Annotated in this window: 11 protein-coding genes; 3 read left to right on the top strand and 8 right to left on the bottom strand. The window is 37.1% G+C overall.

Annotation, left to right across the window (positions count from 1 at the left end; translation table 11 throughout):
• The coding region (locus HND50_13535) for a hypothetical protein (GenBank protein ID NOG46257.1) at nt 1–140 on the bottom strand (140 nt) is incomplete at its 3' end.
• A gap of 106 nt (nt 141–246) precedes the next feature.
• Here HND50_13535 and HND50_13530 point away from each other — a divergent pair.
• The gene (locus tag HND50_13530) at nt 247–765 is read left to right on the top strand and encodes a hypothetical protein (GenBank protein ID NOG46256.1); all 519 of its coding nucleotides are present in this window, start codon (nt 247–249) and stop codon (nt 763–765) included.
• A gap of 49 nt (nt 766–814) precedes the next feature.
• On the opposite strand, the gene HND50_13525 is transcribed toward HND50_13530, so the two are convergent.
• From HND50_13525 to HND50_13495, 7 genes are all read right to left on the bottom strand, one after another.
• Nucleotides 815–1,945, bottom strand: a complete 1,131-nt coding sequence (locus HND50_13525; GenBank protein ID NOG46255.1) for a methionine adenosyltransferase — start codon at nt 1,943–1,945, stop codon at nt 815–817.
• 130 nt (nt 1,946–2,075) lie between these two features.
• The gene (locus tag HND50_13520; GenBank protein NOG46254.1) at nt 2,076–3,116 is read right to left on the bottom strand and encodes a bifunctional phosphoglucose/phosphomannose isomerase; all 1,041 of its coding nucleotides are present in this window, start codon (nt 3,114–3,116) and stop codon (nt 2,076–2,078) included.
• A 2-nt stretch (nt 3,117–3,118) separates the two neighbouring features.
• Entirely contained in the window at nt 3,119–4,894 is a 1,776-nt protein-coding gene (ptsP, locus tag HND50_13515) for a phosphoenolpyruvate--protein phosphotransferase (GenBank protein NOG46253.1), read from the bottom strand.
• The gene (locus tag HND50_13510) at nt 4,884–5,150 is read right to left on the bottom strand and encodes an HPr family phosphocarrier protein (GenBank protein NOG46252.1); all 267 of its coding nucleotides are present in this window, start codon (nt 5,148–5,150) and stop codon (nt 4,884–4,886) included. Before HND50_13510 ends, ptsP begins: the two co-directional genes overlap by 11 nt.
• Nucleotides 5,147–5,908 (bottom strand): hypothetical protein, encoded by a 762-nt coding sequence (locus tag HND50_13505; GenBank protein NOG46251.1) that lies wholly within the window; start codon nt 5,906–5,908, stop codon nt 5,147–5,149. Before HND50_13505 ends, HND50_13510 begins: the two co-directional genes overlap by 4 nt.
• Before the next feature lies 1 nt (nt 5,909).
• Nucleotides 5,910–6,593: a hypothetical protein gene (locus HND50_13500; protein NOG46250.1), complete on the bottom strand. Its 684-nt coding sequence runs from the start codon at nt 6,591–6,593 to the stop codon at nt 5,910–5,912.
• 82 nt (nt 6,594–6,675) lie between these two features.
• The gene (locus HND50_13495; GenBank protein ID NOG46249.1) at nt 6,676–9,516 is read right to left on the bottom strand and encodes a S8 family serine peptidase; all 2,841 of its coding nucleotides are present in this window, start codon (nt 9,514–9,516) and stop codon (nt 6,676–6,678) included.
• Between the two features lie 648 nt (nt 9,517–10,164).
• Between HND50_13495 and HND50_13490 the strand changes: the two genes are divergently transcribed.
• Both HND50_13490 and HND50_13485 read left to right on the top strand, forming a co-directional pair.
• The gene (locus HND50_13490; protein NOG46248.1) at nt 10,165–11,262 is read left to right on the top strand and encodes a hypothetical protein; all 1,098 of its coding nucleotides are present in this window, start codon (nt 10,165–10,167) and stop codon (nt 11,260–11,262) included.
• Nucleotides 11,263–11,274: 12 nt separating this feature from the next.
• Complete coding sequence (locus tag HND50_13485; protein NOG46247.1) at nt 11,275–15,846, top strand: T9SS type A sorting domain-containing protein; 4,572 nt, start codon at nt 11,275–11,277, stop codon at nt 15,844–15,846.
• Nucleotides 15,847–15,852: the final 6 nt, after the last annotated feature.

Below are 15,852 nucleotides of genomic sequence, written 5' to 3'. Positions count from 1 at the left end.
TGTTCTAAGAAATAGTTTTTAATCTGGTTAAAGTAAGCTTCAGCCAGTATCGGTGTAAGGTTGAAATCATGAGAAATATTATTAACAATAGCGTTTTTAACAGACTTGGAATGAAGCCTTTTGGTAAGGTTTTGATCCATAATGATACCTCCTTAGATTTTGGTTTAAAATACACAAAATTCATTAAGGTATCATTTGATACTAACTATAAATAGGTCATCCACATTAAACATCAGGAGTTTGCAAATGAAAATTATACTTATGTTTTTAAATATTACATTTCTTTTATTAAACACATCGATGGCTCAAAATAAAAAACCGTGCTCGGCACCGGAAGCCAGTCAGTTTGATTTTTGGGTAGGTGAGTGGAACGCATCCTGGAAGGATACAACTCAATCTTCCGGTATGGCATCCGGCACAAATAATATAAGCAAAATACTTGGTGGTTGTGTCGTTTATGAACAATTTGATTCAACACCTGCTTCTCCGTTGATTGGAAAAAGTGTATCAGTTTATAATGCACGAACAAAAAAATGGCATCAAACCTGGGTGGATAATTCAGGCGCTTATCTTGATTTTTCAGGACAATGGGAAGGAGATAAAATGGTTCTAAGCCGGTCGGTGGAAGTAAAAGGTAAAACCATTATGCAGCGTATGGTTTGGTATAATATTACTAAAGAAAAATTTGATTGGAACTGGGAAGGATCTAAAGACGGTGGGGAAACCTGGCAGGTAAACTGGCAAATAATGTATAAACGAAAATAGAACTGTTCACAGTAAAAAAAAGCCGGAATTAATATTCCGGCTTAAATCACTATTTTTTTAATTCATCAACTTTATCAGTTTTTTCCCAGGTAAATGCATCATTATCCCGACCAAAGTGACCATAAGCAGCTGTTTGCTTAAAAATAGGACGGCGCAGTTGTAATGATTCAATTATTCCCGCAGGTGTAAAATCAAATATTTTTAAAACCTTTTTGGCAAGTTCTTCTTCTGGAAGTTTGCCGGTCCCAAAAGTTTCGATCATAAGAGAAACAGGTTCTGCAACGCCAATTGCATAAGCAACCTGCAGACCACATTTTTCTGCAAGACCTGCTGCAACAATATTTTTTGCCACATACCGGGCAAAGTAAGCTGCAGAGCGATCGACCTTTGTAGCATCTTTTCCGCTAAAAGCACCACCACCGTGGCTATACATTCCACCATAAGTATCTACAATAATTTTGCGGCCTGTTAAACCTGCATCACCTTGCGGGCCTCCAATTACAAAACGTCCGGTAGGATTTATAAAGTAATCGATGTTGCCATTTTGCATATCTTGTGGGATAACTTTTTTTACAACTTCTTCAATAATGGCTTCGCGTAAATCATCGCTGCTTACATCTTCATCATGCTGGGTAGAAATGACTACTTTCTCAACTCCCACAGGTTTGCCATCTTTATACCGAACAGCAACTTGTGATTTTCCATCAGGTCTCAAAAAATCAAGTGTTTTACTTTTTCTGACTTCAGCAAGGCGCGCAGTTAATTTATGTGCTAATGCAATTGGCAGTGGCATCAATTCTTTGGTTTCTGTGGCAGCATATCCAAACATCATTCCCTGATCACCTGCACCGGCTTTATCAACACCCATGGCAATGTCCGGAGATTGTTGATCAATTGTTGTCATAACCGCACAAGTTTCGTAATCAAAACCATACTTTGCATTTGTATAACCAATATCTTTTATAACACTCCGAACCAAAGATGGAATGTCAACATAGCATTCGGTAGTTATTTCCCCGCCAACCAATGCAAGTCCTGTAGTAACAAATGTTTCACAAGCTACACGGGCAAACGGATCTTTTGATAATACTTCATCTAAAACCGCATCTGATATCTGGTCGGCAACTTTATCGGGATGCCCTTCAGTGACAGATTCTGAAGAAAATAAAAATTCAGACATGTAAAAAAACTCCTATTCAATTTCAGCAAAAGCGCTGAATATAGTAAAAATGGTTTTACATACCAATTTTACATTCACTAAAAATAATTCAAAATAATCAAATCTAATTGTTTTGGCTCATTCTAAATATCTACAAGGTTTTAGCGAGCTCATTTTTTAAATAGTCAATATTCTTAATTGTGTGTGGATCTTTTTTATTAAACATAGCAAGGTAATAGCTAACCCAATCACCTAAAACGATTAGTGAAAATGCTTTTTCTAAAATGCTGTCACCACTTGCATAGACATCAACAACTTCCGCGCCGCTTTCTTTAATGATTGTTTTGGAAAGCTCTATTCGTTCTTTTATTCTTGGGTGAACTGTTTCATTTTCCAGAAATACTGCAATAACCGATTTTTTCAGATCACTTTCCATTTCCCAACCAACAATTTCGTTATGATTCATTTCAGGGATTACATTACTGAAAGCCAACGATTTAGAGTTTTCGTGGAGTTGATTTTGCCAACGTTTAGAAACTGTTTTCAAAAATGGGGATGAAGAATAGATTACAGGAATTTTGTGATGAATGGTTTTGGCCAGTTCTTGTGCGAGTACATGACCATCATGTTTTAGTGTATCATGTTTGATAATTTCATCACGTACAAACCTTTTTAAATTATTTAAATCAGGTTCATAATTCTCAGCTAAGCCAGTCTGGCCCAAAACATGATAAAGTGAGAAAAATGTGAAACCTAATGCTTGTCTTGGCGGATACCCGGTGGGTAAGTTTAAAATATTCCAATTGTTTTGCTTGGCCAAATCAGCAATAATTCCACCTGATGTAACGGCTAAAAATTGAGCACCGCTATCTGAGGCCATTTTTGCTGCGCTTACTGTTTCTTCAGTATTTCCGGAATAACTTGAAACAATAACAAGTGTATTTTTAGAGCAAAATTTTGGAGAAATATATCCACGGACGACTTTAAGCGGGACATTCAAATCTTTAATTAATATATCATTTAACAAGTCACCCGAAATTGCAGAGCCACCCATTCCAAAATACAAAATATTATGAATCTCAGAACTCTTAATGTTTATTTGAGCTGATTTTGCAATCTTTTCAGCTTGGTCAATCTGTTTATTAAAATCTAAAAGTAAATCTTTAAATCCCGATTTATCATGCGAAAACATTTTTAAATATCCTCCTTTGAAAAAGATAATTCCGGAACGTTTGTCTGGATGAAATCATTACAAACCTCTTCAATTTCTGATGCAAGGTGTAATGTTTGAATTTTATCGTATAATTTAATACAAGAATTAATATGAACCGAGCGAATAATTTTTTTTATTCGTGGAATAAAATGAGGTGTAACACTAAGGCTGCGTAAACCCATACCCAGTAAAACAGGCACTGCGGATGGAACACTGGCAAACTCTCCACAAATTGAAACCGGGATATTATTTTCGATACCCGCTATTGTTGCCATTTGCATTAATCGTATTACGGCTGGATCAAATGAACTGTAACTATGGGCTACTTTGGAATTGGTTCTGTCAACCGCCAAAGTATATTGGGTAAGATCATTGCTGCCAATACTAAGAAAATCAACATACTTACCAACTGTTGATGCCATAATAGCTGCTGAAGGTGTTTCGATCATTACTCCCAAATCTACATTGGGTGAGATTTTATAACCGGACGTTTGCAGTTCATGGCGTGCTTCATTGATTAATTCTTTTACTTGTAAAATTTCACTAATTGAACTGACCATTGGCAACAGAATTCGAATGTTTCCATAAGCAGAAGCTCTTAATATTGCCCTTAATTGTGGTTTAAATATCTGCGGATTGTCAAGACAGAAGCGAATGGCACGCCAACCTAAAAAAGGATTAAGTTCTGATTTGGTTGTCAACCCCTCGATTAGTTTATCACCACCAAGGTCAATTGTACGGATTACAAAAAGATCACTTCCCAGGCTTTTTACAATTTTTTTATAAGCTTTAAACTGTTCATCTTCAGATGGGGTGCTGTTGTTTTCCATAAACAAAGCTTCTGTCCTATAAAGCCCTACGCCTTGCGCATTAAACTCAGAAACTTCGGTTACTTCATGAGGCAATTCAATATTAGCTAATAAACTAATTTCAACATTGTCTTTAGTTATTGCCTTTTTTGTATTATCTGCAACGAGAATGGCTTGCTGTTGATTATGTTTTTCCTTTAGCTCCAGATATTTACCACGTGTTTCGCTTTCCGGGTTAATGATAATTGTTCCTTTAAAACCATCAAGAATAATTTCATCGCCATTGCGGATAACTTTAGATAGATTTTTTCCATTTACTACAGATGGGATTTTTAGTCCACGGGCAAGAATGGCAGAGTGAGATGTTTGCCCTCCCTGATCGGTTAGAAATCCTAAAATTAGGTTTCGGTTAAAATTTACCGTGTCTGTCGGGGAAAGGTTTTCTGATATTATTATTGAAGGTGTTGTGAGTTGGTAGTCAATTTTAATTCCAAAAAGAGCAAGGATAAGTTTTTGTTTTAGGTCAATAATATCAAAAGCACGCTCTCGGAAATACCTGTTTTCCAGATTGATAAAATGGTTGCTTTTTTGAGAAAGTACTGTGGTTACAGCATATGCTGCAGATTGATTTGATTCATAAATCTTGGTACGTATTTCTTCCAGCAATAATGTGTCATTTAAAAATGCTATTTGGCTGTTAAATATTTCTGAGAATTCATCGCCATAAGACTCGAAGCTTTGTTTTGAGGCAAAGTTAAGCTGATCTAATACTTTAGACCTGGCTTCTTTAAAATGTTCACACTCAGCTTTGGCAGAAGCCGCAACAGTATCCAACTCGGCCATGTTTATTGCAAATGGTTTAAAAATATAGGCAGGACCAACGGCAATTCCGGGGGCAGTAGCAAGGCCCCGAATAATTATTTGTTTTGTGCTCTCTTTATTCTTCATGGAATTTTTTATCAAATAAATCTTTTATTTCTACAAAAGCATCTTGTTCATCATCCCCATCAATATGCAGTAAAACTTCACTACCTGGTTCAGCAGCAAGCATCATTACACCCATAATGCTTTTTGCATTCACTTCAAGCCCATCTTTGAATATTTTCACGTCTGATGAAAACTTCCCGGCAATTTTAACTAAATGAGCTGCAGGTCGCGCATGCAATCCGTGTTTATTTGTTATTTTTAATGTTTCTTCTATCATATTTTACTTTTTATTATCCCGATAATTAATGCAACAAGCAGGGGGACCAGCATTGAGACATAGGTTTTTGCCTTTTTTGATTTGTAAAAAATTGAAATAATAATGCTGCTTATAAATACAAATATTGCAAACGGATCAAATCCAAGCCGGCTTGCCCCTATATACCCGGCCACCAATCCAATTGCTGTGATTCCAAGAACAGAATATGTGGTTTTAATAAATTTAAAATTATCAATTTTAAGATATTTACAGATTAAAAATCCCTCTTTGTAGCCCTGCATCATTCCTGAAATTCTAATATAAAGATGCGGCATATTGTAAAGAATACCTAAAAGCAGAAGGAATGTCAATCGAATATAAAAATTTTCAACCAACAAAAACCCTAAAACACCTAAGGTAAAAGTTGCCGGCTTTACTGTAGCCCAAAACAATTGATCTCCAAGGGCTCCCAATGGACCGATCAAAGCATTCTTAAATTTTTCAAGCTGTACTTCATCACCGGTGTTTTGAGCAATTTTTTCTTCAAGTCGGGCCACAGCGCCTAAGGCATAAGATGTAAAATAAGGATGCGCATTAAAAAACCCGAGATGTCTTTTTACAAACTGGTTGTATTTTTTTACATCATTCCCGTATAATTTTTTTGCTAAAGGTAGCATGGCAAAACAAAATCCAATTGATAAGAGACTTTTGTAATTCCAGCCACTTTGAACAAAAAAAGATCGAAAAAATATCTTTAGATATGTTATGTATCGCCTCATTTTATATTATCTTAAAAATAATCAAACTGAAAATACTAATTGCCAGGATAATCTTTTTCAAACGCCTGCCTTTATAAACACTCATTACCATTCCAATCCCGATACCAATTATTGCAAGATCGATATATTGCCAAAAAGGAACTAAATCAATAGAAAAGAAAGGTAATAGTTGGTTTAGTAGAAATATCCCTAAAAAGTTTGAAAGGGCAATAAATATAAAACTGACCAGGTACTGAATAAATAGGGAAAGCAGGATAATTTTTCCAATATTAGCTTTTTTGTCATCTTGGATATTATCTACTGTAAAATCAAATAAACGAATATTAAAAGTCCGGGTCTTAACATCAACCTGGCCTCCAATAAAACTGATAATTATCGTATAAAGAAAAGCTAAAAGTAAAAGAAGCTGACCAAATTGCGCATAGTTTTCATTAAACTGAATATATAGTAAACAACCTACAGCCGATGCCAGATTTCCTTCAGGAGTAGTTGAAGCTCCAACAGGAAGATTGCCCAACCAGATGAGTTGAACAAACAATCCAAAATAAATGGCTGTTTCAAATTCTCCGGTAATAAATCCCAATATAGAACATAATATAAGGGGTTGTGAAAGCGCCAATTGAAACGCGTGCTTCTGATCCAGACTAAAAAGGGCAATAAGTGCGCTGAGCCAAATTATTTCCACCAAAATCCTTTTTCAAAAAGTGTGCTAGTACCAGCTAATTTTGTCATGATGAGTTTGCCGAACCATAACAACCACATTTAAATTAATAAAAACTGGACTCAATTTCTATCGGGATTGTTGTTCTCATTTTATTTTTATCGAGACTGTCTATCCAGATTTTTCCAAAAAGATAGAATCCGTTGGGCGCTACATCAATTTGTTCATTTAAAGAAAAATAAACTTTCTTTTCTGTGTATGGGTAGAAATTAATATTCTGAACATGTACAGACGGTTGTCTGAAATAATAAAATGATTTTTTTATATGAGCATCCCAGGTCTGTCCTTCAAAAGCAAAACCGGGAATAAGTTCCAATAAATAGCTATCCGAAGATGGTGGTACAAAAGTTATTTTTATTTTTTTTGTTTTTATTCCACTGGTTTTTAAAACTTTGCCACTACTGTTTTTAATGTTGATTGTAAAATCTGTTAGTTTATTAAACGTACTTTTTGGCATCTCTATTTCAAACTCAACAGATTTAAATAAATCCCCAACATTAAATGAATGACGATAGCTGTCATATTCTTCTTCCAGATTAATCTTTTGCTGTACACCCTGTATACGGCCGGAAATTTTTGTTTTCAGGTTTTTTGAAAAACGATTGGTTGCTTTAAACACACCAGATGGATTCTCCCCGTTTTTTATCGAAAGCCGGGTTATCTTTTTCTGTAAAATATCAATTCCGGAAAAACCGATCTCAAAATCAAAAATAGATTCTTTGGGATTTGTGAAGGGGGCATAAAAAACAAATTCCCAAATCCCGGGGCTTAAATCTTCAGTGCTGATCCGATGAACAATGCCTCCTGATTTTTTTGAATCCCAAAACAATGTATTCCCGATTTTATGACCATCCTGATTAAAAGCATAAACTCTTAACTTAGCATAGTTCTGGCTATTCTCTTTAACCCTTAAGGCCATGGCGCTGCTCTGCGCAGGGATTAATATAAACTGCCTGGAAATTTCTCCTGGTTTAAGTTTAATTTTACTTTTATAAAACGATGTTTTGGTATTGGTATCAATCCTGTTTGGAATAATGACCGAGCTCATAATCCTAAACTCTCTATTCTCAGCAGATGAAGAGCTAAATAATCCACCCTTTTCGTGGCCGGTAATAAATGCTGAATAGATACCCGGTTTCCGCAGCTTTTTTTCATCAAAATAGATTTGAATTTTGGCTGGCGATGATCCTTTGATATAGACGTTATTTTGAACAATGTTTAGCCAATTGGCATCAGTAGAAAGTTTGAACGCCCGATAAAAATTGTTTTTTTCTTCTTCTGATAAGTTGGTGTTAAAAACAGGGTTTATATAAATGGTTTGTTTATCATCCTTTGTTGGCAAATATGTACCTTGGCGCCAATAAACAGCCGGCCCATTTCCAGTTTGAAAAATGGGGCTTATAGTACTTATTTCATACCCGCTGATGTTTTCTTTTTTATCGCCCAGTTTTTTTAACAGTTCATATGCCGCAGGAATGTTTACAACACCATTGCCTTGTTCAACAGGTAAATATTCTTTTAATGGGATGGCTGAATTTAATAACGCTTTTTTTAAGAAGTATGCATCAATTTTTTTGGCAGGGTTTTCTTTTTTTGCAGCGGATAGTAATAAAGCTGCGGCTCCGGCTACTTGCGGCGAGGCCATACTTGTTCCCCATTTATTTTCCCTGGATGAAAACGGTGGGATTGTTGAGGACGCTGCTCCGGGCGCAATCACATTCGGTTTACCAACTTCGCCGCCACGGGCACTAAAAATAAATATTTTATCAGAATCAATATTGCCGCCATAAACATCGCGGGCATTATCCACAGTGTTAAGCGCGCCAACAGTTATCGCTGAGCCGGCAGAGGCAGGCAAGCCAACAGAAGAAACCCCGGGACCGTTATTTCCTGCGCTTAAACAAATTAAAATATTTCTGTTTTCGCTCAACAGGTCATCGAGATATTCTTCCATATCAGACCTGCCTGCACTTACTGAACCTATGCCATAGCTCATATTTACAATAACAAGGCCATTATATTTCTGAGCGAAATCGGACACAAAATCATAGGCTTCACGCATGCTGCCAGTAATAGTTCCTGCTCCGCTGAATCTTGTATCACCGATCTTTAAACTTATTATTTGAGCACCGGGCGCGATACCATTCAACGATTCCATATTATTGATTTTATAGCCGGCAGCAATCCCGGCCACGTGCGTTCCATGACCCGAGCCATCAAAATGGAAATTAACTCGTTCTTCATAGGGATAAATTTTTAAGGCCATATTTAAAGGGAGTGCTTCGTACTTTTTATCAAAGCCGCGAAACTTTAAAATGTGTTGATTCTCAGAATAATCTTTCTGTGGTTTTTCATCGGAAATATTGCCATCCGCATCAAGGTCAATATAGGCGATCCAATCGTCCTCGCTCTTTTGGAAAAGAATGATGCCAAAGCGGTCATCGGTTTTTCCATTGGCGTTAATATCATTTACTTTTGAATTCTTGAAATCACGCTCATCTAACACACCAATCAAATAAGCAGAATCGATTGGCTGATCTTTTAACAGGTTATAACCAAATAATTTATAACCACTCAAAGTCGCCAGGAAATGTTCATCATTTTCGATTCCCATTTCTGCCGGTTCCAGGTAAACATCGCCTTCACTACTAAAATCCTGCACATCGATTATTTTGGGGTTGCCATTTGGTAAATGTGTTAATCCGGCAACACCAACATCCATGCCGCTATCCATAATAAAAATGATTGTACCTGCGCCATCTGCTTTGGGATGGTCTTTAATAAATTGGATTGCACCAATCCGCGAAGTGTTTAAGAAGCTCCAATCATTTTGTGCAAGGAGATGGGTGCTTAGCAGAATTGAAATTAGAATTAGAATGCGTTTCATATTTTCCTTTTTGTTTTCTGAGAGCTGGTATTTTAACACAGAGTTCGCTGAGAACACTGAGGGAAAATAATTAATTTTTTATTATAATAAAATCACATCTCAAAAATAGTAAGGAAAAAAGATTACTTAGTCTTGATAACCTATTTTTATTTTGTATATTATTAGCATCTAACAATTATTGTTAGACCTGCGAGTTTTTGAGGGGGAACTCAGTGACATTCTTAGGAATTTGATTTTGGCCAGGGAAGGTTAAATGTTAATACTTTGAAGAATGGAGTTTAAGTTGCCCACTCATTTTTACACAGATGCAGTCTCTGTAAACCCACATTTTAAGAATTATACTTTTTTACTCCTTTTTCTTTCTTTTCGATTTTATAATCAGAACTACCTTTCTTAGAAAAAACTGAATATGTTAGTGCAAATATTGAATAAAATGAGCTGAAAAAATATTTAACAAGAGAATAAACTATTGAGGAGATAATTTATGAAAAAATAAAAACCCGGCTTATGCTGATGACATAAAACCGGGCTGAACAGGAACACTTTTGCAACACTATTCCCGTCTGCGAATATAGGGATGTATGAACGGGAAAACAATTCTCTCAAAAGGAGAACAAAACTCACAAATATGAGCAACATGGAGAAACCATGAGAATATACTTTTTAGTATTTGTATTTTTTTTAATAATTATCACCTGCTCCGAAAGCACAGGCCCACCACCTAAAAACGGACCTGATACTACAAGCCATAACTTCGTCTGGCAGATAGATACCTTTAAAGCGGTAAACGGGCAGAACACATTTAGAGATGTGTTTGCCATTTCTGAAGATAATGTTTGGACTATTGGGACAATATATGTAGATAGTACAGACGGCTTTGGTCTAAATGTACTTTATAATGCAGCCCATTGGGATGGTTTAAAATGGAATTTAAAGCAATTTAAATACAACTCAGATGGGTTCATAACTGTAATGAATCCATTAAGGGCTATTTGGTATTTTTCTGATGATAATATTTGGCTTGGGGGGGGCAGTATCTTCCATTTTGATGGAAATATAGCATCACTAATCCATAGGCCTAACCTGGAGAATTACGAAAGTGTTGAACACCTGTGGGCCGCATCGGAAAATGAAATATACGCGGTTGGTACAAAAGGCCTTATTCTAAAATACAATGGCTCCAGCTGGACAAAGATGAACAGTGGCACAACCATGGATTTCCAGGATATTTGGGGTAGGGTAGATGAAGAAACTGGGCAAGTTGAAGTATGGGCTGGCGCATATGATTTATCAACAGATCGTCATGGTATTATTCTTAAATGTAATGGAACTGAATGGGAGACTTTGTTTGATAAGGATAATAATATTTACCAGCCTGATTGGGATCATACTGTTCCAACGGCAGTATGGGCTTTAAAGGATAGTATTTATTTTGCATTGGCAGGTACTGACAGTTCTAAAATTGTACGGCATAACAGAATGAATTTTTTAAGTTATTTGAGTCCACATACTGAAGACCAAGGCTCAATTCAAGCTTTCCATGGTAATGAATATAATGACTTTTTTGCAGTTGGTTTTAGAGATCTTGTTCTTCATTACAATGGCAGTACTTTTAAAAGCTATTTCCCGGACAGGTATATTGAAGGTTTTTATAATAGTGTTCAACAGGTCGGAAACAGTGTGTTTATAGTTGGTTTTAACCCGGGCAGCGATGATGCCCTTATTTTAACAGGTAAAAGACAATAGGAGAAAAAAACAATGAAATCGATAATACAAATAATATGCTTTAGCATATTATTGTTTGCTCAGCTTATTGCTCAAGATTTGATGATAATTAAACTAAATGGACATTCTTATCAAGTAGAAGATATTTTTACAAAAAAACTAAATGAGTATTATGAAGAAAATAAAGAAACAATAAAAGCTGATATTGTAACAGGTCTCGGGGATGCTGATCACCGTTTAAAAAACAATTCAGTAACAAATATGCCTGATTTAACACTATCATACAGTTTTGATGATATTTTAGGTAAAGCGAAACTTAAAGTCTTTCTAAATAATATTAAAACGAGATCAATTTTCAATGGTGAGTGTGTTACAAGGATTGAGTTTGATCTTACAATCGAATATTTACTGAACATTTACTCAAATGAACTCGGTATCTATGTTTCTTTTACACCAGAAGATCCTATTGCCGATGATGTCACTTTTAATACATATGAAAAAAACTCCTTAAATATTTTCCAAGTTGCATATTGTGCGGGTGTCGACTTTGCCGTCAACTTATTAGACTTGGAGGATATAATTGAAGATGGTATTTCACCAGCATTAATTCAAGAAGATAAAGAATTACTAAAGTTTGCTGACTTGAGTGATGTTTCAATTGATCAAGCAGAGATTGATGCATTAGAACAAAGTTTTCCTTTAAATGGGATATTAGCAGTTGATGGTGGACTTATTGTAGAAGTAAATTTTCATGAAGGTGACGTTGGGCAATACAAAAATATAACACCAAATACGGTTCCTGCAGGTGGCAAATTGGATATTGGTGGTATTGCTTTTTTACGCTATCATTTACAAGATAGCGCCTTTAACTGGCATACAACATGGACTCCTTATCAAAGAATTGACGCAGCTTTTAATAAAATGCAGCAACGAGGACTTACTGGATGTAGGGTTGAAGCCCGCTGGGATGCTATACAAAGCTCATCGGAAGTTGTACTTGGACAAAATCCGGCGAATATAACTGATGCTGATATCGATGCCATTATAAATAATGGTGCTGCTGAATGGCATATACTGGACTATATCCTCGATAAAGCATATGAAAAGGATATTATTGTACATATGGCTGTTGGAGTTGGGCACGATACCCGTCCGCCGGGAACACCCACTTTACCAAGTGCAAGTATATCACCCGACAATAGTGGTTCTTTTGATTCTGAAGGTAATCATTACATCGCTGTATCTGCCAGTGATTATCTCTATAATTTGGAACTTAGTTCACGGGCAATAATCCGTAAGTATGCCAATCGTATAGGTGTTTGGCAAATTGAAAATGAATTGAATGCTGCCCGCTTTACAGAAGCATTTAAATGGTGGCGCAAAGGCAACCTGTGGCGTGATGACCAACCTGGTGGGTTTCAGGATGATGTATGGAATACACTCGTGGCTTCAGTACAAACAGAAGATCCACGTTCAAAAATAATACATGATTTTCATATGTTTGATTTTGCAGATCGTCTTGAGCGTTGGGGGGCAGATTGCGATATTATTGGTGCGAATTTTTATCCCAACCAACTTTTTGCCTACCCGGTACTTGATTTTGCTGTGGGTGAATACGTATGGGCAGTACGAAGAATGCTTAAAGGCCTTGGGATGGAGAATAAAGATGTTTGGATTACCGAAACCAGTTACCCGGCTAAAACAGCTGCTGAACTACCGGAGCCATATACTGTTGATGATGACATTATGCATTTTTCTCATCAACGCCAAACCCAGTATATTGAAAATTCTATTCAGTATAGTATCGATAACGGTGCTAAAGGATTTTTTTACCACACTTTAACAAATAGTGAGGACGGTGGTAGTCCAAGCACACCTGAAATGAACCGCCATATAAGTTATGGAGGGCTTATCCTGCCCGATGGCAGCGATACGGAAAAACCGGCCTTAGCTAATTTTGGCACAAAATATGTGGCTAAACATCCGGGTATTGGTAAAATACGTTTATATAACCGTTATAATGGTGTCAATATTGGTAATAAAGTTAGTTTAAAAGGAGAGCATGATTTTTTGGATTCCGGTGATGAAACACTGATTATTAAGGAAATTAAACACACCGGGCGAACCGAGATTGAAAAGGCAGTTTATAATACCGAAAAAATTAAACATCATGAGTGGGATGATAATACAAGCAAGTTTAAAATGGATGATAATAATCTTTTTGTAGTTGTTGATGTTGATAACCGTAATGCTAATTTTAAAGCAACCAATACTGGTTCCTTTAGCATAAGCACTAAACTACTGGAAACCGGGGCAATAGATGTCGGCGAAGTGCAGCTAAAAGATCCTTGGTTTGTTGAAACAGATGGCCGGCAATTAAGCCAGTTCAAAAGCTATACAGCTCCTTTTACTCCGGGTTCTGGTTCTTATAGCTGGTACGATGGTTTGTTTTTAGGAGAAGACTATACTCTATCTCCTACCTATTATTCTCTCAAAGCCCCAGCCCAAACTATAAACGGCACTACTTGGGATTTCTATGGTTGGGGCAAATCCGGCGCGTCGTTACAAAACTGGCAAAATAATGAAACAGCCGTTGTTTTTTACCAACCCAACGCAACAGTAACCGCATACTACAAAGGGCGGTTGCGCAGTAACCTCACATCGGCTTATGCAAGTAATAGCCAACGTAAAATTGTACAAACCGATGATGGAATCTACCATACCGTGTATGTAAGTGATTATTATGATATTCAAAATGAAAACACTTATCCTGTTGTGTATCACGCGCAAAGCGCATCAGCAGATTTTAGCGCCAACTGGACCAAAGACGAAATATTCCCGTTTACCAACTGGGAGAATTCCCATAACCCCTCGTTGGATTATTACGGAAACACCCTTTACCTGGTTTATGAGCTTGTTTATAACAGTGTGTATGACCCGGATATCTATTTAATAAAGTATGACACGCAATCCGGCAGCTCTGATTACTTTTATGTTGCCACTTATAATGCTGCTTATGGAGAAAATGCAAAACCTGTTGTTGCCGTTACCGATGATGATGTCTTCGTGGCCTGGAAACCATCTGCAACCTCCGGCTACAAATACTCGGTGCAAAATAGGGAAACCGGTGCCTGGCGCCTGCAAAATGCTTCTGTACAAAACACAAGCGGTAGCAGCAAAAACCTTACGCTTTCCGCATTTAAATATCCTTATTTTTATTCCTACATCCATATGGCCTGGCAGCATTCCGATGCCATTAAGTATCAATTATATTATACAAAGGCCAACAATCCGGTTATCTGGAAAAATTATACAACGGTCTCCAGTGGCAGTGGTTTCAGTTATAACCTGTATCCCTCAATTGTGGCGACAGATGAGTACAAAGCGGCGCTGACCTGGCAAGGCAAAGAACCAGATGTGCCGGTTTTTGAGAAGACATCTGTGGTGAGTTATATCTATAAAACAGTTATGCGTGTACGGGGCCAAAACTCCTGGGGCAGCTTTTACCAAACCGGGGACGATGTGGGCACTGCCAATATTAATGCCAGCGGTGACGGATATTCCGTGGTTGTTTTTAACCAAAACGATAATAGTTCCAGCCGCTATATAAAAAGGACGCCAACAGGAAGTTATACAACGGACTACCACGTTCCGGCCGGAATGTATGCACAGGTCTCCAATGGAGCCGATATTGATGAAATAAAATCAATGACTTTTAAAAGTAATGGCGGACTGCCCTATAAACTGCAAAAAACGGAAACAGACTATGGAAGTGGCGGGATAAGCAAAAGCGCAGTTGTTGCTGCCAATCCGGCCAGTAGGCAGGGCGTTGTCACAAAAGGCGATTTGGAATTTGTTTTTAACATTGGCGATGTACTTTTAGATGGGCAAAATATTGAGTTTGTAGAATTTTCTGATACCAATTCTGTGGCCACCCGGGAAATCTTAAATTCGGTTACCCGCACAAACGATATGCCTTTAACAGCTGAATCACTATTGTTTTTTAGCCATACATATTATGTATCCAACAAAGATCTGGCCGATTCGCTACTTTCAGAAAATGATGAAGTTCGCTTTCGGGTTGAACTGGTTCATGCATCAAACAATACAGTTTCCGGCGTTATCGACCAGGTTGTATATAATAAAGATAATGTCGATAATTACATAGCCATCGATTACCAACTGGACTGTTCCGGCTTGACGACAGGTGATTATTATCTAAGGCTCATTACCGATGTTGAAGGTATGGCAGAATATTATCTGGGAAATGGTCACAACAGCGAAGAATCGCTGGCCAAGAAAACATATCAGCAACTTCAGGTAGATGGAATCAGCCTGCCGCTTACATATAAGCTTTCACAAAACTTTCCCAATCCTTTTAATCCAGTGACCACAATTTCTTATGAGGTTCCAAAAGACTCAAAAGTGCAAATTAAAGTTTTTGATATTGCAGGGCGGGAAATTACAACATTGGTTGATGACCATAAAACTGCTGGGAGTTATCAGGTTTCATTTGATGCAACGAACCTAGCAACAGGAATGTATATCTATCGTATTGTTAGTGGAGATTTTATATCTCAAAAGAAAATGGTTTTGATCAAATGATCATGT

This window comes from Calditrichota bacterium (assembly GCA_013112635.1).
In the GTDB taxonomy this organism is placed as follows: Bacteria; Calditrichota; Calditrichia; order Calditrichales; family J004; genus JABFGF01.
This window is presented reverse-complemented; position numbering and strand designations above follow the sequence as displayed.

Bases quoted from the DNA above. Each gene is read 5' to 3' on its own strand.
- HND50_13530 (NOG46256.1), top strand. From the start codon at position 247: ATGAAAATTATACTTATGTTTTTAAATATTACATTTCTTTTATTAAAC.
- HND50_13525 (NOG46255.1), bottom strand. From the start codon at position 1,945: ATGTCTGAATTTTTATTTTCTTCAGAATCTGTCACTGAAGGGCATCCC.
- HND50_13520 (NOG46254.1), bottom strand. From the start codon at position 3,116: ATGTTTTCGCATGATAAATCGGGATTTAAAGATTTACTTTTAGATTTT.
- ptsP (NOG46253.1), bottom strand. From the start codon at position 4,894: ATGAAGAATAAAGAGAGCACAAAACAAATAATTATTCGGGGCCTTGCT.
- HND50_13510 (NOG46252.1), bottom strand. From the start codon at position 5,150: ATGATAGAAGAAACATTAAAAATAACAAATAAACACGGATTGCATGCG.
- HND50_13505 (NOG46251.1), bottom strand. From the start codon at position 5,908: ATGAGGCGATACATAACATATCTAAAGATATTTTTTCGATCTTTTTTT.
- HND50_13495 (NOG46249.1), bottom strand. From the start codon at position 9,516: ATGAAACGCATTCTAATTCTAATTTCAATTCTGCTAAGCACCCATCTC.
- HND50_13490 (NOG46248.1), top strand. From the start codon at position 10,165: ATGAGAATATACTTTTTAGTATTTGTATTTTTTTTAATAATTATCACC.
- HND50_13485 (NOG46247.1), top strand. From the start codon at position 11,275: ATGAAATCGATAATACAAATAATATGCTTTAGCATATTATTGTTTGCT.